The following is a 19,695-nucleotide window of genomic DNA, read 5'->3' on the forward strand; positions in this document are numbered from 1 at the left end:
CGGGGATGGGGGGTGGTGACGCCGGGGGCCATCCAAGTCATCGTCATTGTGTCTGTTGGGGATCGCTCCGTATCGCAAAGCGTTCATTTGTACTAGAATACCCGCATGCGCAAAAGAAACGTTGACATGCGACAGATGATTGAGACACCGCTGCTGGGTTTCGGCGTGGTGCTGTTGTCGTTGTCGTGCTTCCTGCTCATGCTGTGGACGCTTATCATCATCGTGAGGATCGTGCTGGGCTGATATGTGGCAACGATTCACACTGTATGACGTACGGGTCATTGGCCATTACCTCGGCGTGCTCGTATTGTTCTCCTGCCTGGCGCTGCTCGTGCCGTTCGTCACCGCTATCGCGTGCGGCGAATGGGTGCCGGCCACGCACTACCTGCTCACCATCGGCATCGCGCTGATCATCGGCTCGGCGCTGCGCTACCTGCGCATCGATCCGGGTCGGTTGAACCGGCAGCAGGCGCTCGCGGTCACCGGCTTCGCGTGGATCGTGCTCGCGTTCGTGGCGTCCATCCCGCTGTACTTGTCGGGACATTACGTCACCTACCTCGACGCGCTGTTCGACGGCGTGTCCGGCCTCACCACCACCGGCGCGAGCGTCATCATCGACCTCGACCACCTGTCGAACGCCGACAACATGTGGCGCTTCATGATGCATTTGCTGGGCGGCTTCGGCCTTATCGTGGTGGCGCTGTCGTTCGGCCTGTTCGGCAAGCGCGCCGGCGCGAGCCTGTACATGTCCGAAGGCCGCAGCGAGCACGTGGTGCCGAACGTCGTGCAAACCACGCAGTTCATCGCGAAAATCGGCATGGGCATGATCCTCATCGCCACGGTGCTGCTCACCGGCATCTGCCTGTTCATCGGCATGGAGCCGCTGCGCGCCGTGCTGCAATCGCTCTGGCTTTCCATCTCGGGCTTCACCACCGGCGGCTTCGCACCCATGAGCCAAAGCGTGATGTACTACCACTCGTTCCCGCTCGAAGTGGTGCTCATGCTGCTCATGCTGCTGGGCTCCATCAACTTCGTGCTGCATTCCGAAGTGTGGAAGGGTCACGTGGAAGTGTTCTTCCGCGACCTCGAGATCCGCACGATGGTGCTGTGGCTTGCGGTGATGACCTGCGTGTTCGCCGCCTCTCTCAGCGCGAGCCCCGAATTCTCCAGCTTGCCGGCCATGCTGCGGCGCGGCCTGTTCATGGTGATCTCCGCGTTCTCCACGACGGGCTTCCAGAACATCACCACCAACCAGCTGTACACGGCGCTCTCGTCGGGCGCCTTCCTCGTGCTCGCCATCCTCATGGCGGTTGGCGGCAGCGGCGGGTCGACGTCGGGCGGTTTGAAGTTCAGCCGCATGGGCGTCATCATGAAGTCGCTCATCGCCACCATCAAGGAAGCGCTCGCTCCCGACACCGCGCGCGTGGTGGTCGCCTACAACCATGTGGGTCGCCGCATTCTGTCGCCGGAAATCGTCAAGGAAGCCATGACGGTGTTCGTGCTGTACATCGTCACGTACGCCGTGGGCGCGCTGGTGGGCATCGCGCACGGGTTCGAGGCGACGCAGGCCATTTTCGAATCGGTATCGATGGCCAGCAACGGCGGCGTGTCGTCGGGCCTTGCGGGGCCGGGCATGCCGGTGACGCTTGAAATGTTCTACATCGTGCAGATGTGGGCGGGCCGTCTCGAGTTCGTCACGCTGTTGGCTCTCGTCGCGGAAATCATCGTGTCGCTCAATCCGAAGAGGCGGGTGCTGAAGTCATGAGGGTGCAGGGTCGAAACATGACGATGCTTGCGCGGCGGGCGACAGCGTGGTGTCTCGCGCTTGCCGTGGCGCTCATGCTCGCGGCTGTGCCGGCGTACGCGGACGAGCCGGCCGAGGGCGACAACGCGGTGAACACGCAGCAGCCGTCCGACAGCTCGTTTATCTACGACACGTCCATCGGTGCGCTCAGCCAGGCCGACTCCTACTACGACGGCCAGACCGTGCAGGTGGTAGGCGAAGTGGTAGGCGATAGTATCCGCGCCGGCATGTCCGGGCGCCATCGCTGGATCACGCTTTCCACACCAGGCGATTCCGCAACGATCGCGGTGTACATGAGCAACGAAGCGGCGGCGAAGATCGACACGTACGGTGGATACGATACCGTTGGGACCATCCTGCAGGTGCGCGGTACGTTCCATCTCGTGTGCGCCGACCACGAAGGCCTGAGCGATCTCCATGCGGAAGCGGTGACCGTGCTCGAGCCGGGCAAGAGCACCCCCGACGCGTTCGATTTCAACGCGTTCATCCCGGGCATCGTGGCGGTGGTCATCGGGTTCGTGCTGTTGGGCGTGTTCTACTGGATGAGGGAACGGCAGCGGTAAGCGCACGGCGCGTCCGCGGAAACGAAGGAGTGCTTTTGCAAAGAGGCCAGGTCGTTAAGCTTGATCGCGGGTATCCGCTCGTGTGCACCGACGAGGGCGCGTTCGTGCGATGCGAGCACGCCACCGCTTTGGTGAAAGGCGAGGAAGTGCGCGCCGTGATCGGCGACTTCGTTGAGGTGTCGGTGCCCGAGGGGCACGACAAGGGCATCATCGAGCGCATCCTGCCGCGCTCGCGCGCCTTCGTGCGCAAGGACCCCACCGAGCGCGCATTGCCGCAGGTGCTGGCCGCGAACTTCGACCGCGTGTTCGTTGCGCAGCCCCTGTCCGACGTGAACGTGCGCCGTCTCGAGCGCGAACTGGTGCTGGCGTACGAAACGGGCGCGGCGGTGACCGTGGTGCTGACGAAGGCCGACCTTGCCGAGAGCGATGCCGAAGTGGCTGCCGTGCGCGATCGCGTGTGCGCGCTTGCCGGGCCCGACGTGCAAACCATCATCGTGTCGGCCGACGACCCTGCAAGCGTGGAAGCCGTGCGTACCCTCGTGCCGCCGAACACGACGGCCGTGCTCATTGGCAAGAGCGGTGTGGGCAAGTCGAGCCTGGTGAACATGCTCGTGGGGTGCGAGATGCAGGAAACGACCCCCGTGCGCGACCGTGATGGCAAGGGCCGGCACACCACGGTGAGCCGCGAGATGGTGGCCATTCCGGGCGGCGGATTCATCATGGACATGCCCGGCGTGCGCGGCTTGGGATTGTGGGAAGCCGACACCGGCATCGGCGCCGCGTTCTCCGACGTCGAGGAGGTGGCCGAGCAGTGCCGCTTCCGCGATTGCCGTCACGAGGACGAGCCGGGGTGCGCCGTGCGCGCCGCCGTCGAAGCCGGCGACATCAGTCCCGAGCGCTTCGCCTCGTACCAGGCGCTGCGCCGTGAGACGAAGGACCTGCGGGTTCGGCGCGAGGAGGCCCGCCGTATGCGCGGCGAAAAAGCCTCCGACCGCTCGAAAGCCCCAGCCCGCAAAGGCGGATCGCGCAAAAAGCACTGACAAACGAGGACGCCGCCTGTGAGGGCGGCGTCCTTCATGGGGATGGGGAATGCGGTGCTGTGTGCGTGACGCCGAGCTAGGAGTTCGCCGCTTCGCGTTCCGCTTCGGTCACCGGCAAGCCGTTCTCATAGCCCACATGGAACTCCGCACGCTCGAGCGCCTCGCGGTAGTCCTTCGTATTGGTGAACATCTCGTTCTTCCACCAGTTCTTCTTGAGCTTGCGCGAGCGGTAGACGGCGGCGCACACAAGCGCGATGTTCGCCACGAGTGCCAGGGCCGATACGACGGTCATGGGCAGGGTGTTCACGGCGCCGTTCGTCATGATGCCGTCGGCGTACATGGCGGGAAGCACGCTGAACGGAGCTTGCTCCATGAACAAGGGGAACACCTGCGCGAACATGCACCAGAAGGTCAGGGTGTGCCCGCGGTTGATCAGCCACGATCCGCGGTTCCACACGAATGCGAGGATGGTTGGCGCCAGCAGCAGGGCGACGCCGCAGTACCAGGAGTGCGTCGGCAGGTTGTTGTAGGTGTAGGCGAAGTTCCACAGGTCGTAGGGGATGATCCAAATCCAGGTCATGTCAGCCCAGATGACGTCGCGGCCGCCGTCTTTACCAAGCGGCTTGCTCACGTAGATGTGCATGACGGCGGTGAGCCCCACGATGCACAGGATGCCGGCGAGGGCGTTCATCACGTTGTGCCAGCCGCCATACAGCCACACGCCTTCGCTTGAGAGCTCCCACGTGTACCACGCGCCGATGGCGTGTTCGAAATCGCTGACCACGGCGATGAGGATGTTGAGGATGAGGATGCCGGGCACGGTGTAGATGAACCACTTCTTCTTGCCGATGCCCCATTGGAAGCGGATGAGCAGGAAGCTGATGCACGACAGCAGAGCTGCGTACAGTTTCGCGTAGTGGAACCAGCCGTTCATGTAGAGGTTCGTCGGGTTTTGCAAGGCCCACTCGGCTCCCGCGCCTGCGCCGACGGCCACGGCGACGCAGTATACCGTGACGATGGCCGGGATGGCGACGAGCATGATGAGCGCACCCCGTTTGCTCTTGATGGAATACCAATTGAGAAGCATAAGAACCAGCAGCACGGCGATAAGGCCGCCCCACTGGAACAACGCGTTCTCCCCGTACACTTGGAATAGCATGTCCCGCTCCTTCCTTTCGTTGAATTCTGTGGTATGACCACAAGTGCAATATACCACCATGTGTGAAGAAAAGGAAATAAGTTTTGCGAAATTGCTGGTAAATTTGGTAGTAATGACTTGTATAACGACAAATTCTGTGGTATTACCAAATACCAGAAGTGGTGTGGATTGAAGAAAACAAAGACGGAGTGGAGGCGGTATCGTGCAATTCGAGCGCATTGCGTCACCGAGCTTGAAAGATCTGTTCGTGCAGCAACTCGAGCGCATGATCTTGTCCGGAGAGCTTGCGGTGGGCGATCAGATACCCGCCGAGCGCGATCTTGCTGAGCAGATGGGCGTGAGCCGTACGGTGATCAACGCCGGCATTGCCGACATGGCGTCGAAAGGGTTTTTGGAAATCCGTCCGCGCAAGGGCGTGTTCGTTGCCGACTATCGGCGCACGGGCTCGCTGTCGACGCTCGTGTCCATCATGGATTTCAACGGCGGGCTGCTGCCGCGCCGCGAGATCAAGTCGCTGCTCGAGCTGCGCATGGCGCTTGAGGTGCTGTGCCTGCACGAAGCTATTCCTGCGATGACCGCCGACGGGTTGGCGGTCTTGCAGCGGCGGTTGGACAACCTGATGGATGCCGCGACTCCGGCCGAAGCCGCGGAGGGGCGGTTCGCCTTCGGCCACGAGCTTGACTGTCTGAGCGGCAACACCGTGTTGCCGCTGCTGAGCCACTCGTTCAAAAAGCCCATCGTGTCGCTGTGGACGGAGTACGGGCGGCGCTACGGCATACAGCTGCTCAAGGATCACTGCGTGAAGCGTTTCGACTACATCAAGGCGGGCGATGTCGAAGGTGCCGTCGCCTGGACGAAGCAGTGCTTGCAAGAGGCGATCGAGGGTGATCGTCAGCTGTACGGCGAGCGCTAAGAACGCTTCGTCGAGAAAAAATTCGGCGACGTAAGTATGACGTTCGTCATCCATTTAGCCTGATGCGCTCTTAAAAGGGGCGGGTATTCCCAGATGAGGCGCATTTTGCGTCGTTCGGGTTGTTGTGTTACGGTTGTGCCGCGTTGCGGATGAGCGCTGAGCGACAACGTGGGGGACGCACATGGGGAAACGCGCATTCAGCTTGAAGACCATTTACATCGTCGCATTGACGGTGGCGTTCGCCGTGTCGTTTTTCGCCTTCGCCGCCTTCGACTTCTACTCGCAGCAGAAGCAGACCGAGCAAGCCATGCTCGAGGAGGCGCGCACGTTCGCGCGCGAGATGGACGCCGTGTGGCAGTTCATGGACAACCAGCAAAATGTAATAAACACCTCGTCCGACGGCACCTACGAATTCAAGGGCCTCCATTGTTCCGTGGTGGGCAAGAGCGTCGGCCGGCTGTTCTCGGCGGGCAGCGACTACGCCATCCGCTACACGAATTTCAATCCCCGCAGCGAGCAGGATATCCCGGACGACTTCGAGACAAAGGCACTCGATGCCTTCTACGCCGACCGGTCGGTGCAGGAATACTACGGTGTGGCGTCGTTCGACGGCGAGAACCGCTTCCGCTACCTACAGGCGCTCGAGGTGGACAACAGCTGCCTCGAATGCCACGGCGAGCCCGCCGGGGAAATCGACATCACCGGCCACGCGAAGGAAGGCTGGACGCTCGAGTCGGTGGGCGGGGCCATCAGCATCGTGATCCCCCTCGATCAGCAGCAGGCGGCCATGCGCGACAACGTGATACGCGACGTGGCGTACTTCCTCATGATCACCGTGTTCATCGGCGCCATCATCTACGTGGTGACCACCGTGTTCGTGCTGCGTCCGCTCGGCGGCATGCACCGGGCGTTCGGCGAGCTGCGCGAGGGACGCCTGGAAGCGTCGCTCAGCGAGCAGTACGCCGCGAAGGAAGTGCAGCGCCTCATGGCGGGCTTCAACGACATGGCCGGCGAACTGCGCGATATGTACGAGCATTTGGAATCGCAGGTGGAAGCGCGCACCATCGACCTGAGCGAGGCGAACGCGCTGCTGGAGCATCAGCGCGACAAGCTCGAGCAGCTCAACGCCGACCTCGCGCAGGAGACGCAGTTCAAGTCCGACCTGCTCAGCATGGTGAACCACGAGCTGCGCACGCCGCTCACGTCCATCATCACCTTCGCGCAGATCTCGCGCGAGGCGTGCGACCCGTCGAACGCGGCCGATCGTCGCTCGTGGGAGGAAATCGAGAAGAACAGCCAGATTCTGCTCAACATGATCAACAACATGCTGGATATCGCGCGCTCCGACGCGGGCAGCGTGCGCGCAACCTGCGAGCCGATGGACCTTGGCGACGTGGTGGCGTCGGTGAAGAGCACGATGGCGCCGCTCGCGCGCAAGTACGAGGTGTCGTTCCGGACGAAGGTGGCGCCGAACGTGCCGCTGGTGAACGGCGACTACGAGAAGATGACGCGCATGCTGGAGAACCTGGCCAGCAACGCCATCAAGTTCACGCCCGACGGCGGCTCCATCGAGCTGCGCGTGGCGGTCGACGAGGCCACGCACGTGGTCACGCTGTCGATGGCTGACGACGGCATCGGCATCGCGCCCGAGGATCAGGAGCGCATTTTCGAACGATTCGTGCAGGTGGACAGTACATCGACGCGCAAGTACAACGGCAGCGGGCTGGGACTGGCGCTTGTGCGCGAGTACGGGGAGATGCAGGGATTCGCCGTGACGGTTGAGAGCGAGCTGGGCGTGGGCAGCACGTTCGTCATCACGATACCTGCCGACGCGATTGTGGGGGAAGACGATGTATAAGGTCATGCTCATCGACGACGAGGACAACCTGCAGCAGGCCATCGAGCAGCTGCTCGTGTCGAACGGCTACGCGTTCTGCGGCGCGAAGGATGCGGAAAGCGGGCTGGACCTGCTGGCGTCCGAGCATCCCGACCTGCTGCTGCTCGACGTGATGCTGCCCGGCACGAACGGCTTCGACCTCTGCGCGCGCATCCGTGAACAGGGCCGCCGCATCCCGGTGATCTTCCTCTCGGCGAAGTGCGACATCGTGGACAAAAGCATCGGCTTCCGCTCGGGCGGCGACGACTACGTTACCAAGCCCTTCGATTCGACGGAGCTGCTGCTGCGCATCGAGGCGAACATCCGCCGCCATAAGGACACCATCGACTTCGCCCGGTGTCGCAACCGCGAGGGCGTGGCCTGCATCGGCGATTTGGAGGTGCGCTTCGGCGAATACGAGGTGCGCGTGAAGGGCCGCCCCGTCGCGCTGACCACGAAGGAGTTCGAGATCGTGGCGTTTCTGGCGGCGCATCCCGGCAAGGTGTTCACGCGCAGCCAGATTCAGGAGTACATCTGGGGCGAGTCCGACGTCGAATGCAAGCCCACGAACAACATCACCGTGTTCGTGCGGAAGATTCGCGAGAAGATCGAGGAGAACCCCTCCGAGCCCAAGTACCTGCTCACCGTTCAGCGCGTGGGCTATAAAATGGCCGATGACCTGTATCGTTAATATCCGGTTAACAACTTTTTAACCCAAAACTTATTTTCGGTTTATCGCAATATTCCTCGGAGCTCCGTAAAGTGAAACTCATGAAAGGCCAGGGGGATCACGGCTTTTCAGCTCGTCCTTCGCGTAAGACCTTCCCTCCCTCCTTCCGCGAAGGGCGAGCACCGAACGGCCAAGCTGGCCGATGGAGTGGCGAAGAGAGGAGAACGCATGGCTGAACAAACGACGCACGGTTTCACCCGCAGGAGCTTCATCAAAGGTGCCGCAGCCCTAACAGCCGCCGGCGCTTTAGTAGGTTGTAGCCCAAAGACCGAAAACCTGGAAGAAACCGACGCAAAGAAGGAGGCTCCCGAGACGCAGATATATGCGGGTTCTTGCCGAGGTGCCTGTATGCAAGGCTGTCTTCTGAACGTGCATGTTCGCGATGGCGGGGTTGTCCGGACCACGGCGCGAGATCTGCCCGACACTCGTTACAACCGTATCTGTAGCAAAGGTCTCACTCATCCGTTTCGCATGTACAGCGCAGAGCGGCTCCAGTATCCTATGAAGCGGGTTGGAGAGCGAGGGGAAGCGAATTTCGAAAGGATTTCCTGGGACGAGGCTATTTCGGGTATTGCCGAAAAATGGAAGAGCATTGTGGACGAGTACGGTTCCCATGCCGTTGCCGCCATCACATGCGGTGGCAATCTTGGCATTCCGACCTTTGTGTACTCTTCAACGTTGGCGGGTATCTTGGGATTGACCCCGGTCAACACCGATTTCGATGCCGCGCATCAGTCGGCCATGAAGCCCATGCTTGGCGGCGGAGACATGTTCCGTCAGCAGAACGAAAATGCCGATCTGGTCAATTCAAAAACCATCGTGGCTTGGGGCTTCAATCCTGCCGTTTCCCATGTGCAAACGATGCATTTCATTAACGAGGCCCGAGAAGGCGGCACGCGTTTTATCGTGATCGATCCCGTGTTCAGCCCGACGGCTCAATTCGCGGATTGGTTCATTCCCATCAATGCAGGCACCGATGCGGTACTGGCAATGAGCGTTTTGGGCGTTGTTATTGAGAATGGCTGGCATGACCTCGAGTTCCTCAAGTGTCATACCGAGGCGGGTTTTCTCATAAAAGACAATGGTTCCTTCTTGCGCATGAGCGATTTGGGTGTAGAGCCAACCGAAGGCGATCCCAATCCCTATACCGGCCAGCCCACGATGATCGATCCATGTGTTGTATGGGATGAAAGCTCTCAGTCCGCTGTCGCTCATACTGAATCCTCCAATCCTCAGCTGTCTAACGTTCCCGAGGTGGAGGGTATGACGGTGAAGACTGAATGGGAGGCAGTTCTCGACTCCATTGCCGCGTACGACCCCGATACTGCTGCAGGAATTACGGGCGTTTCCGCTGATGACATTCGTGAACTTGCTCGCGTCTACGGAGAAGATGGCCCGGTTAACACCTACAACATCTACGGCTTCAACCACTATTTCAATGCCCATCAGGCATATCGCGCTGTTTATACGCTTGGATTCGCCACGGGCAATGTCGGCAAGCCCGGAGCTGCAACGGGAAGCGCAAATGGCGAGCCTTATGCGATGTTTAACCTTGTAGGTGCAGCCATGCCCACGGATGATAGCGGCAATTACTGCCAAGGCTCAAACCCTGTCCAGCCGCCCGTATCTCAGCTCGCATCCATTATTGAGACGGGCGAGTATGCAGGGCAACCGTTCCCGTTGAAAGCGGCTCTCGTTGCCAATTGTAACTTCATGGCAACCAATACCGATCGAAATTACACGCTGAAGTGGTTAAGCGGTCTCGATTACGTCGTTGTTGCGGATATGGTCATGAGCGAAACGGCAAAATACGCCGATGTGATTTTGCCTGTAGCGCATTGGTTTGAGCAGGAGGACGTACTCTGGCAAAGCATTAACCTTCCGTTTGCTCTATGGCAGGATAAAGTGGCGGATCCTCTTTACGAGAGCAAAACGGATGTGGAAATTGCGAAGCTGCTGGCAGATGCGATGGGGTATACAAATTTCCCGATCCTTTCTAGTCAGGAGGAGTATCTAAAGACCCTCTTCGATACCGAGGCATTGCGGCAATGCGGGGTTACACTCGACAGGCTGAAGGAAGAGAAGGCGGCTCGCATCTGGACTGCCGATGGGAGCGAATTAATCGCGTATAAGAATCTGACCTTCAGTACCCCATCGCAAAAAATCTCCTTTTATCGGGAAGCTCCATTTCTCATGTACGACATGGGGCAAGAAGTCGATGCCGTACGAGAGAGCTGCTTGGCGTGGGATCCGCCGAAGGAAGCGTACGTCAACGGGGAGGTGCGTAAGGTGTTCCCATACCACTGCATCTCGGAGCGACAGCGTCATCGTACTCATACGCAATGGCAGGATGTGGGCTACCTCAACGAGCTGTATCCCGAATCGGTTTGCAAACTCAACCCTAAAGACGCAAAAGAGGTTCATATCGAAGAAGGAGACAAGGTCAGGTTGTTCAATGATCGCGGCAGCGTGGTCGTTCGCGTGGCGATACACGCAGGCGTTCCGCAAAAGACCCTCATCGCTTCTCGCGGGTACGAGATCGATGAGGTTATCGAAGGTCATTTCGGAAACCTTTCGACTCACGAATATGACAATATCAACAAGAACCAGGTGTTTCTCGATTGCGCAGTAAACATCGAAAAGGTTGAGGAGGGCGAATAGCGATGAGCCGTTATGGGATGGCGATAGACCTCAAGCGATGCATCGGGTGTCATACGTGCTCTATTGCGTGCAAAGTAGCGAATAACATGCCCGAGAATGTGCGGTACAGCTGGGTGCGGACAGTAGGGGGAGATGCATCCGACACCGCTTCGGGAGATTTTCCCAACTGCACTATGTCCTATCTTCCGGTCCAATGCCAGCATTGTGAGAACCCGGCTTGCTTGGACGTTTGTCCTACGGGGGCTACCTCGAAGGATGAGGAGACGGGCATTGTTTCGGTGGACAGCGAGCTGTGCATCGGGTGCGAGTCGTGCATCAAGGCGTGTCCGTACGAGGGCGTGCGCACGCTGATCAAGAGCCCCGAGTACTACCTCGACGTGGTGGTGGGCGAGTACGACGCGCCGCCGCACAAGGGCGGCACGGTGGAGAAGTGCACGTTCTGCAAGAACCTCATCGACCGCGGCGAGGTGCCGGCGTGCATGCAGCTGTGCCCGGGCCGCGCGCGCTACTGGGGCGATCTCGACGACCCCGAGTCGGATGTGTCGAAGGCCATCGCGGGACGTGAGACCATGTTCCTGCACGAAGAGGGCGGCACGAAGCCGAGCGTGTATTACCTGCAATAACGCAGACGCGGGGCGGCGGTTTTGCAGCGATCGCCGCCCCTGCTTGTTGACGAGCGAGGGGGACGTATGGGGCAAGAAGAGGATCTGAAGCAAGCAGTGGGGTTGGCCGACGCGTGCGAGTTGCTGTCGTATGCGTTCGCGTATCCCGACGAGCGATTGGCGCAGGCGTTGGTGGACGGCACGCTGGCCGATGACGCGCGGGCGTGCCTGAGCGATGCGGGCGTTGCGGCCAACGCTGAGGCCGAGGCAGCGGCGGAAGGCTTGCGTGCGTGGCAGGGCGCTTCCATCGAAGAGACGCTGTCCGTCATGCGCAAAACCTACTCGCGCCTGTACCTGGCGCCGGGCGGCCACACGCCCATCTTCCCGTACGAAAGCGCGTTTCTCCACGTGGAGCGCGGGCTGCCGGGCATCCCGGCCCTGTTCCGCACAGCGGTGACGCTCGACGTCGAACGGCATATGCGCGAAGCGGGCGTCGCTGCGAGGAACGGACGCAAGGAGCCGTGCGACAGCGTGTTCGAGGAGTTCGAATTCTTGTCGTACTTGCACGCGAAGCGCGCCGAAGCGCTACACTGCAATGATGGCGAACGTGCCGTCGCGTGGGCGCAACGCATCGGCGCGTTCGAGGAGGAGCATGCTTCGATGTGGCTGCCGACGTTCATGCGGCGCACGCAGGAGCTTGCCGAAGGAACCCCGTACGCAGCGTTCGCCGCGTTGGGGTTGGCGACGATGGGGGAGCGGTCATGACGTTGGTGCTGGTGCTGGTGGGAACCGTGGTGTTCGCGTTCGCGTGCAAGCGGCCGATCAAAGCGTGCCCGATGGCGTTCTACGCGCTGGCCGTGGTGCTCGACGTGCTGTTCGTGGTGGGCTCGTTTATGGGCTTGCCGGCGATGCTGTACGACGTGCTGTTTCTGCTGCTTCACAAATGCACCCTGGCCACGGCGCTGTTCGCCGTCGTGATGTACATCGGGGTGTTCGCGCGCGACGGCCGCGTGGCGCAGTATTTCCGCCCCATCCGCGCCGAGCTCTCCATCATGGCGTGGCTGCTGTCGCTGGGCCACATGGCCATCTACCTTTCCTCGTACGCGAGCACTCTGGCGCTCGGCCTGCCGCAGACGAACGTGGCCGTGGCGCTGGTGGTGGCGCTCGCGTTGTTCGTGCTGCTCGTGGTGCTGGGCGTGACGTCGTTCAACGTCGTGAAGAAGGGCATGAAGAAGGAGACGTGGAAGCGCGTGCAGCTGCTGGCGTACCCGTTCTGGGGCCTCGTGTACGTGCACCTGCTGCTCATGCTGCTGCCCTCCGCCCTGCGCGGCGGCGCGGCGGCGCAGGTGAGCGTGATCGTGTACTCGGTGGTGTTCCTGGGCTACGCCGTCCTGCGCGTTGCCCGCGCGCTGCGCGACCGCCGCGCCGCGCACGACACGCCCGCATCCCCGAAATGTTTCACGTGAAACACGTCCGTTTTCCTCCCTGTTTCACGTGAAACAGGTGCGCGCGACGAAGCCCCCTGCCGCATGGCCGGGGGCTTCTGCTATACTTCCCCTCGGCCGGTCGGCTGCGGAACTCACGCCCGCACCAGACATCGGCTCCGCGTTTGCATCGTTGGGCCCTGCACTCGCGGTTTATCAGCTGCCCAAAACCCGCGGCATCGCGCCGCGTGGAGACAGGAGCATATCCATGAACAAGAAGACGACGTACGTCGCCCAAGCGGGCATGATTGCGGCCGTGTACGCGGCCGCAACCCTCATCGCGCTCATGCTGTTGCAGGGCTTGGCCTGGGGGCCGGTGCAATTCCGCATCTCGGAGGCCGTGTGCGTGCTGGCGGTGCTCACTCCTGCCGCCGTGCCCGGACTCACCATCGGCTGCATCATCGCGAACCTCATGGCGCTCGCCATCAACGGCACCGGCGCCCTCGGCATGCTCGATGTGGTGTTCGGCAGCCTGGCCACGTTCCTCGGTGCGTTGTGGTGCTGGAAGATGCGTGAGCGCCCGAAGGTGGCGCTGCTGGGGCCGGTCATCGCGAACGCGCTCATCGTGCCCGCGTACCTGCCGCTGCTGCTGCAGGGCCTGGGCTACTACACCATCCCGTTCACGTCCATCGCGCTCGACGGGCTGTACCTGCCCATGTACCTGTTCGGCGTCGTGGCCACTGGATTGGGAGAAGCGCTGGTCATGTACGTGTTGGGGCTGCCGCTGCTCTCGGCGCTCAAGCGCTTCAACGTGGTGAAAAAGGCCGCTGCGTAGGCAGTCGTGCGGCCTCGTTGAGGCGGCGATGACGAGGCGGGCATGGAACGCGTGAGCTATGCCCGCTCCACGCGACGGTGACGCGCTTACTGATTCGGTGAATTGAGAAGCGTTCGGAGCGAAAATCGGTACAATAACAAAGTTGGGCCTGTTTCGAGTGAAGGACGTGCATGAACCCTGTTATTGTGATTCCGACTTTCGTGTCTGCTCGCCGCCGCAAAGAAGGCGGCAGCGTGCTCACGACGTACGATCACGCGACCCCCATTTCGCAGCCCGGCGAGCTTCCGCGCTTGCTGGCGTCGTTGCAGAAGGTGCGCGGCGTCGGTCAGATCATCGTGCTGGTGGTGAGCGAGCCTTCGATCGAGAATCAGGCTGCCGAAAAGATCCAGGGGGTGGTTTCTCGCTATCCCTCCCTCAACTCCGTGGTGATTGGCGCGCCCGAGCTGGCGCTCATTCAGCAGCGCATGGAGCAGTTGGGCCTGGGCAAGCTGCAAAAGGAAATCGGCCTGTCCGGATACGGCGCCGTGCGCAACCTCGGCCTGGTGATGGCCGATGTGCTGGGCTTTGACTCCGTGGTGTTCCTCGACGACGACGAAGTGGTGGACGACGCCGACTTCTTGCAGAAAGCCATGTACGGCCTGGGCAAGCTCACGAAGAAGGGCATTCCCATCCTGGCCAAAACCGGTTTCTATTTCAACTCCGAAGGCTCGTACCTGTCGAAGAGCCAGGACAAGTGGTACAACCATTTCTGGCAGCAGGGCAAAGCCTTCAACAAGTGGATTTCGAAGGCCATGCGCGGACCGCGCCTCTCGCGTTCGAACCACACGTGCGGCGGCTGTCTGGCCCTGCACAAAGAGGCGTTCAAGCGCCTGTCGTTCGACCCGTGGATCGCGCGCGGCGAAGACCTCGACTACATGCTTGACCTGCGCATGTACGGCTCCGACATCTGGTTCGACAACCAGTGGAGCCTGCGTCACCTCCCTCCGGAGACCGAGAGCGAAGGCACGCGCTTCCGTCAGGACATCTTCCGCTGGCTGTACGAGTACCGCAAGATGGAGTACAGCCGCACGCAAATCGACTTGCTGCAGGTGAAGCCGTCGTCGCTCGAGCCCTATCCGGGCCCGTTCCTCGAGGCCGGCATCACGAAGCGCATTCGCATGACGGCGTTCCTGCGCAGCCTGGCGCGCCCCGACAAGAAGGCGTACCGCAAGGCGGCGAAGGCCGCCACGGGCGAGGCTACCACCTATGCGCAGCGCAACTGCTCGAAGTACTTCGAGTTCCAGTTCGTGTGGCCCGAGCTCATGGCGCGCATGGAGAACGATCAGATTCTGCGCACCGCGCTCATGCAGTCGGCGGCGCAGCGTCAGGCCAGCATGGGCTCCGAGCGCATGGCGGCCGCGCAGGCCGTTGCGGCTGCGGGCATCGATCCGGGCGTGACGAGCGAGATTCGCCTCAACGTGGCAGAGTAGAAGGCGATCGTAGATGGAAGTGTTCACCCTGTTCGTGCTTCCGGCAATCGTCGGCGTGGGTATCGGCATCCTGTCGGGATTGCTCGGTATCGGCGGCGGCACGGTGATGGTGCCCATCTTCCGTTTGGCGTTCGACATGAGCCCCGTGATGTCGACGGCAACCTCGCTGTTCGCCATTATTCCGACGTCCATTTCGGGTGCGGCGTCGCATATCCGTCACAAGACGTGCATCGTGTCGCTGGGCGTGGCCGCCGGCCTTGGCGGTGCGCTCACATCGCCGATTGGCGTGTGGCTTGCGCAGATTTCCCCGGCGTGGCTCATCATGGTGGCCGCCGCTCTCATCATCAGCTGGTCGGCTGCGAAGATGCTGGGCAAGGCGTTCAAGATGCAAGCCAAGAAGAAGGCGGAGAAGAAGGCCGAGCAGGTTCCCGCACCGATGGACGCGGTCGAGCTCGACGAGGAAGCGCTCGAGCGCGCAGCCGACGCGGCGGCGAACGACGATGCGCTGGCCGAGCCGGCCGCAGAGACGGCAGGCGACGCTCCCCGCAAGCTCACGCGCAAGCAGCTGCTCGTCGGTGTGGCTATCGGCCTGGCTGCGGGCTTGGCCTCGGGCTACGTCGGCGTCGGCGGCGGCTTCATCATGGTGCCGCTCATGCTGTCGCTCGTGGGCATCGAGATGCGCCAGGCGTCGGGCACCTCGCTCATCGCCGTCATGATTCTGGCTGTCCCCGGCGTTATCGAGCAGGCGTTGCTGGGCAACATCAACTACATGGCCGGCATTGCCATCGTGATTGGCTCTATCCCCGGCGCGGTTATCGGCGCGCGTCTCGTGCGCGTCGTGCCCGAGGTCGTCCTGCGTTTCATCTTCGGAGGCTTCCTGATTGTGGCCGCCGTCATCCTCGTGCTGAACGAATTCGGTATACTGGGCTGATAGTCCCAGGCGCGTCGCTTGGGTCGGTTGAGCAACGCGGGAGGTACCATGCAGGAAGAGACGAAGGGTTCGAAGTCGACGTTGCCGCGCTTCTTTACCCTCGAGATGTTCATGTTCACCATCACAGCCCTGTCGGGCCTCGTGCTGCTGTGGTCTATCGCGGTGCCGTACCGCAACGTGGCCGTTATGGTGCTTGCCGGCATCGTGTTCACGTTCTCCATCGTGGTGGTTATCCGCCTCATCATGGACCCCGATTCGGTGCGCGCCCGGCAATCGGACTCCATGCTGAAGCTGGCAAGCCAGACGCTGGCCTGCATGAACGATGGCATGGACCGTACGGCCGCGCAGAAAATTTGCGGGCTGCTGCTGCCGTCGACCGCCGCCATCGCCGTAGCCATCACCGACAAGGATCAGATTCTGGGATACGCCGGCTTCGAGGAGGCGCAGAATCCGTCGGGCAGCATCATCCGCACGCACGCCACGCATGCCACGCTCGCCGACGGGAAGCTGCGCATCCTGTTCACGCCGGAGGACATTGGGTTCCCCAGCGAATCGTCCAACATCAAAGCCGCCATCATCGTGCCGCTTGCGGTGGGGCGCAACGTGGAGGGCACGCTCAAGTTCTACTACCGTCGCGCGAACCACATCAGCGAGACACAGAAGTCCATTGCCGAAGGGTTCGGTCAGCTGCTGTCCACGCAGATGGCCGCGTCGGCGTTGGAAGAGCAAACCCAGCTGGCCACGCGCATGGAGCTCAAGATGCTGCAGAGCCAGATCAACCCGCACTTCCTGTTCAACACCATCAACACCATTGCTTCGCTCATTCGCACCGATCCCGAGACGGCGCGCAAGCTGCTGCGCGAGTTCGCCGTGTTCTACCGGCGCACGCTTGAGGACTCGGCCGACCTCATCGTGTTTGCGCGCGAGATGGAGCAGACGAAGCGCTACTTTACGTTCGAGGTTGCGCGGTTCGGCGCCGATCGCGTGCAGATGGAGATGGACGTGGACCCGCGCGTCGAGGACATGATGGTGCCGCCGTTTTTGCTGCAGCCCCTCGTGGAGAACGCCGTGCGGCACGCGATGCCGTCGGAGGGCAAGCTCACTATCGTGGTGACGGGCAAGGTGGAAGGCGACGACGTGATTGTGAGCGTGTGCGATGACGGCGTGGGCATGACCGAAGAGGCACGCTGCAACATCATGCATCCCGAGTCGTCGAGCGGCCTCGGCATCGCAGTGAAGAACGTGCACGATCGCATTTGCGGCTACTTCGGCCCCGGTACGCGCATGGAAGTGGAAAGCGAGCTCGGTAGCGGCACTTGCGTCATCCTCGTTCTCAAGGAAGGCGCCCGTCGGGATTACGAGTAGCAAGAAAAACGGCGCCGAGCGGCGCCGTTTGCTTTCGATGGTGCCCCCGGGCGGATTCGAACCGCCGGCACCCGCTTTAGGAGAGCGGTGCTCTGTCCCCTGAGCTACGGAGGCGCGTTGGCTATTGTAGCATTGTTGGCGAAGAAGCGCGCGTCGGAGTAAGGGAACCTGCGTCGCCCTCAGCCTGCGTCCCCTCCTATTGCGCCTGCGGTGCGATTTGCTGGTGCGCAAGGTTTTTCGCAGGCGCTAGGAGCGGGGGCAAAAAGGAGGGACGCCGTGGGCGCCCCTCCTTTTAGTTTTGCTTCTTTGGGTCTTCTGTTGGGTCTTCGGTGGGGTCCGGGGTTATTGCTTGGAAGGTGACGGTGATGTTTACGTTGCTCTTGATGTTCGGGAGCGTGAACGTGCCACCTGTCTTGCCGACGTCGTCTAGGCCGCTGACCTTCGCTACCTCGTAGCCGGGGTTCGGGGTGATGGTGATGACGGCGCTGCCGCCCTCTTCAACCGACGAGACGTTCGAGGTCACGGTGCCGCCGCCGTTGGAGTTCACGCCAACCGAGTACGTCTGCGTCTTCTTGCCGGTGCTCACCACGATGTTCACCGCGTCGCCCTCTTTGCGCTTGCCGCTCGAGGGATCTTGGCTGATGACGAGTCCTGCTTCGACGGTATCGCTTTCCATGTAGTCGGTGTTCACGTAGAAGCCAGCGTTGTTGAGCGTGGTGACGGCGGCGCCTTCACGCTGACCCACCACGTTCGGCACGTCGATGCCCGCCGAGCCCTTCGACAGGATATACGTGACCGTGGAATCCTTGGCTACCTCGGTACCGGCAACGGGGTCTTGCCTGATGACGTGGCCTTCCTCAACCGTGTCGGAGTATTCGGCCTCGCCCGAGGCGGACTTCAACCCGTTCGCGGTCAGTTCCTTCTTGGCCTCGTCGGCGGTTTTGCCCGAGAGATCGGGTACGGTGATGGCTTTCGTGCCCTTCGACACGGAGAGGTTGATCTTGGTGCCCTTGGCCTGCTTGCTGTCGCCCTTCGGATCCTGGCTGATCACCTGGCCGGCCTCGACGTTGTCGTCGAACGATTCCTCAACCTTGCCCAGCTCGAACCCGGCCTCCTCGATGGCGGCGGTGGCTTCGTCAACCGTCTTGCCCACCACGCTGGGAACGGCAACCTTATCCTTATCATCGCCGCCACCCGACATGAGGGCGAACGCGATGCCGCCCACCACGGCAAGCGCCGCGATGATGCCGATGACGATGGCGATGGTCTTCTTGTTGTTCTTCTTGCCGCCCGTGTTGTTGGCGTTGTAGGAACGCTGCGCGCTCGTGGGGGATGCGGCATTCACGCCGCCCATGGCCGGCATGACGGCGGTGCCGTCGGCCACGCCCATGGGGGGAACCACGCCGCCCATGACCACCGTCTCGGCACTGGTGAAGCCCTCGCCCAGGTTGACGGGGCGGCCGGCCAGGTAGTCGTTGAGCGCGAGGCGCATATCCTTCGCGGTGGCGAAGCGCTCTTCGGGGTTCTTCGCGATGGCCTTCATGATGATGGCCTCGAGCGCGGGGTCGATGTCGGGGTTGATCTCGCGCGGCGGCACGGGCAGGTCGTTGACCTGCTTCATGGCAACGCTCACGGCGTCGGGACCGTCGAACGGCAGGCGTCCGGTGGCGGACTCGTACAGCACGATGCCCAGCGAGTAGATGTCGCTCGTAGCGGTGAGGTCTTTGCCCTGCGCCTGCTCGGGGGAGATGTAGTGCGCGGTGCCCAGCACCGAAGAGGTTTGGGTCATCACGGAGTTCTTCGCGCGCGCGATGCCGAAGTCCATGACCTTCACGTTGCCGTCGGGCTGCACCATGATGTTCTGCGGCTTGATGTCGCGGTGGATGATGTCAAGGCCGTGCGCCACGGAAAGCGCCTGGCACACCTGCGAGCCGATTTCGGCAACCTTGCGCTGGTTGATGGCGCCGCGCTCGAGGATGGCGGTCTTCAAGTCGGACCCGCGCACGAACTCCATGACGATGTAGTAGGTGCCCTCGTCCTGGCCCCAGTCGTACACGTTCACGATGTAGGGGCTCTGCAAGTTGGCGGCAGCGGCGGCTTCCTGCTTGAAGCGCTGGGTGAAGTTCGGGTCGGCGGCGTATTGGGGCAGCATGACCTTCACGGCGACCAGGCGACCGAGCACGTTGTCCTGCGCGCGATACACCTCCGCCATACCGCCGATACCGATGCGCTCGGTAATCTGGTAGCGGTTGTTGAACACCCTGCCTATCATGTTTCCGGTCACGTTTTAGCTCCTTTAGGTTACATGCTGGGCTGCATACCG

16 protein-coding genes and 1 tRNA gene are annotated in these 19,695 nt (G+C 61.7%); 14 read left to right on the plus strand and 3 right to left on the minus strand.

The window, feature by feature from the left end:
- Positions 1 to 244: 244 nt before the first annotated feature.
- Genes C1876_RS11430 through rsgA form a run of 3 tightly spaced genes read left to right on the plus strand, consistent with a single transcriptional unit; the run spans position 245 to position 3,407 of the window.
- Complete coding sequence (locus C1876_RS11430) at positions 245 to 1,765, plus strand: TrkH family potassium uptake protein (RefSeq protein ID WP_114546863.1); 1,521 nt, start codon at positions 245 to 247, stop codon at positions 1,763 to 1,765.
- A 17-nt stretch (positions 1,766 to 1,782) separates the two neighbouring features.
- On the plus strand, positions 1,783 to 2,367 hold the full coding sequence (locus tag C1876_RS11435) for a hydrolase (RefSeq protein WP_244910126.1): 585 nt from the start codon (positions 1,783 to 1,785) through the stop codon (positions 2,365 to 2,367).
- Positions 2,368 to 2,402: 35 nt separating this feature from the next.
- Positions 2,403 to 3,407, plus strand: coding sequence for a ribosome small subunit-dependent GTPase A (gene rsgA / locus C1876_RS11440; protein WP_114546864.1), 1,005 nt, complete (start codon positions 2,403 to 2,405; stop codon positions 3,405 to 3,407).
- A gap of 76 nt (positions 3,408 to 3,483) precedes the next feature.
- On the opposite strand, the gene C1876_RS11445 is transcribed toward rsgA, so the two are convergent.
- Positions 3,484 to 4,566, minus strand: a complete 1,083-nt coding sequence (locus tag C1876_RS11445) for a DUF5692 family protein (RefSeq protein WP_244910128.1) — start codon at positions 4,564 to 4,566, stop codon at positions 3,484 to 3,486.
- 247 nt (positions 4,567 to 4,813) lie between these two features.
- On the opposite strand from C1876_RS11445, the gene C1876_RS11450 reads away from it, so the two are divergent.
- The 11 genes from C1876_RS11450 to C1876_RS11500 all read left to right on the plus strand — a co-directional run bounded on the left by C1876_RS11450 (position 4,814) and on the right by C1876_RS11500 (position 17,372).
- The gene (locus tag C1876_RS11450) at positions 4,814 to 5,479 is read left to right on the plus strand and encodes a FadR/GntR family transcriptional regulator (RefSeq protein WP_148044520.1); all 666 of its coding nucleotides are present in this window, start codon (positions 4,814 to 4,816) and stop codon (positions 5,477 to 5,479) included.
- A gap of 181 nt (positions 5,480 to 5,660) precedes the next feature.
- A complete protein-coding gene (locus tag C1876_RS11455; RefSeq protein ID WP_114546866.1) occupies positions 5,661 to 7,337 on the plus strand; it encodes an ATP-binding protein in 1,677 nt (558 codons plus the stop codon).
- Positions 7,330 to 8,046, plus strand: a complete 717-nt coding sequence (locus C1876_RS11460) for a response regulator transcription factor (protein ID WP_114546867.1) — start codon at positions 7,330 to 7,332, stop codon at positions 8,044 to 8,046. Before C1876_RS11455 ends, C1876_RS11460 begins: the two co-directional genes overlap by 8 nt.
- 207 nt (positions 8,047 to 8,253) lie before the next feature.
- Complete coding sequence (locus tag C1876_RS11465; RefSeq protein ID WP_114546868.1) at positions 8,254 to 10,746, plus strand: molybdopterin-containing oxidoreductase family protein; 2,493 nt, start codon at positions 8,254 to 8,256, stop codon at positions 10,744 to 10,746.
- Positions 10,747 to 10,748: 2 nt separating this feature from the next.
- A complete protein-coding gene (locus C1876_RS11470) occupies positions 10,749 to 11,369 on the plus strand; it encodes a 4Fe-4S dicluster domain-containing protein (protein WP_114546869.1) in 621 nt (206 codons plus the stop codon).
- 66 nt (positions 11,370 to 11,435) lie between these two features.
- Entirely contained in the window at positions 11,436 to 12,113 is a 678-nt protein-coding gene (locus tag C1876_RS11475) for a TorD/DmsD family molecular chaperone (RefSeq protein WP_114546870.1), read from the plus strand.
- The gene (locus C1876_RS11480) at positions 12,110 to 12,814 is read left to right on the plus strand and encodes a hypothetical protein (protein ID WP_114546871.1); all 705 of its coding nucleotides are present in this window, start codon (positions 12,110 to 12,112) and stop codon (positions 12,812 to 12,814) included. The genes C1876_RS11475 and C1876_RS11480 overlap by 4 nt, the downstream gene beginning before the upstream one ends.
- Positions 12,815 to 13,040: 226 nt before the next feature.
- Positions 13,041 to 13,607, plus strand: a complete 567-nt coding sequence (locus C1876_RS11485) for a QueT transporter family protein (RefSeq protein WP_114546872.1) — start codon at positions 13,041 to 13,043, stop codon at positions 13,605 to 13,607.
- Between the two features lie 170 nt (positions 13,608 to 13,777).
- Complete coding sequence (locus C1876_RS11490; RefSeq protein ID WP_114546873.1) at positions 13,778 to 15,076, plus strand: glycosyltransferase family 2 protein; 1,299 nt, start codon at positions 13,778 to 13,780, stop codon at positions 15,074 to 15,076.
- A gap of 13 nt (positions 15,077 to 15,089) precedes the next feature.
- Positions 15,090 to 16,007: a sulfite exporter TauE/SafE family protein gene (locus C1876_RS11495; RefSeq protein WP_114546874.1), complete on the plus strand. Its 918-nt coding sequence runs from the start codon at positions 15,090 to 15,092 to the stop codon at positions 16,005 to 16,007.
- A gap of 48 nt (positions 16,008 to 16,055) precedes the next feature.
- On the plus strand, positions 16,056 to 17,372 hold the full coding sequence (locus C1876_RS11500; protein WP_114546875.1) for a histidine kinase: 1,317 nt from the start codon (positions 16,056 to 16,058) through the stop codon (positions 17,370 to 17,372).
- Positions 17,373 to 17,410: 38 nt separating this feature from the next.
- Here the strand turns inward: C1876_RS11500 and C1876_RS11505 are convergent.
- A tRNA-Arg gene (locus C1876_RS11505) sits at positions 17,411 to 17,486 on the minus strand.
- Positions 17,487 to 17,664: 178 nt separating this feature from the next.
- On the minus strand, positions 17,665 to 19,644 hold the full coding sequence (gene pknB, locus C1876_RS11510; RefSeq protein ID WP_170139522.1) for a Stk1 family PASTA domain-containing Ser/Thr kinase: 1,980 nt from the start codon (positions 19,642 to 19,644) through the stop codon (positions 17,665 to 17,667).
- Positions 19,645 to 19,695 lie beyond the last annotated feature (51 nt).

Origin of the sequence: Eggerthella sinensis (assembly GCF_003339815.1) — a bacterium.
Classification (GTDB): domain Bacteria; phylum Actinomycetota; class Coriobacteriia; order Coriobacteriales; family Eggerthellaceae; genus Eggerthella; species Eggerthella sinensis.

Coding starts and splice junctions, on each gene's coding strand:
- C1876_RS11430 (WP_114546863.1), top strand. CDS start 245: ATGTGGCAACGATTCACACTGTATGACGTACGGGTCATTGGCCATTAC.
- C1876_RS11435 (WP_244910126.1), top strand. CDS start 1,783: ATGACGATGCTTGCGCGGCGGGCGACAGCGTGGTGTCTCGCGCTTGCC.
- C1876_RS11445 (WP_244910128.1), bottom strand. CDS start 4,566: ATGCTATTCCAAGTGTACGGGGAGAACGCGTTGTTCCAGTGGGGCGGC.
- C1876_RS11455 (WP_114546866.1), top strand. CDS start 5,661: ATGGGGAAACGCGCATTCAGCTTGAAGACCATTTACATCGTCGCATTG.
- C1876_RS11460 (WP_114546867.1), top strand. CDS start 7,330: ATGTATAAGGTCATGCTCATCGACGACGAGGACAACCTGCAGCAGGCC.
- C1876_RS11465 (WP_114546868.1), top strand. CDS start 8,254: ATGGCTGAACAAACGACGCACGGTTTCACCCGCAGGAGCTTCATCAAA.
- C1876_RS11470 (WP_114546869.1), top strand. CDS start 10,749: ATGAGCCGTTATGGGATGGCGATAGACCTCAAGCGATGCATCGGGTGT.
- C1876_RS11475 (WP_114546870.1), top strand. CDS start 11,436: ATGGGGCAAGAAGAGGATCTGAAGCAAGCAGTGGGGTTGGCCGACGCG.
- C1876_RS11480 (WP_114546871.1), top strand. CDS start 12,110: ATGACGTTGGTGCTGGTGCTGGTGGGAACCGTGGTGTTCGCGTTCGCG.
- C1876_RS11485 (WP_114546872.1), top strand. CDS start 13,041: ATGAACAAGAAGACGACGTACGTCGCCCAAGCGGGCATGATTGCGGCC.
- C1876_RS11490 (WP_114546873.1), top strand. CDS start 13,778: ATGAACCCTGTTATTGTGATTCCGACTTTCGTGTCTGCTCGCCGCCGC.
- C1876_RS11495 (WP_114546874.1), top strand. CDS start 15,090: ATGGAAGTGTTCACCCTGTTCGTGCTTCCGGCAATCGTCGGCGTGGGT.
- C1876_RS11500 (WP_114546875.1), top strand. CDS start 16,056: ATGCAGGAAGAGACGAAGGGTTCGAAGTCGACGTTGCCGCGCTTCTTT.
- pknB (WP_170139522.1), bottom strand. CDS start 19,644: ATGATAGGCAGGGTGTTCAACAACCGCTACCAGATTACCGAGCGCATC.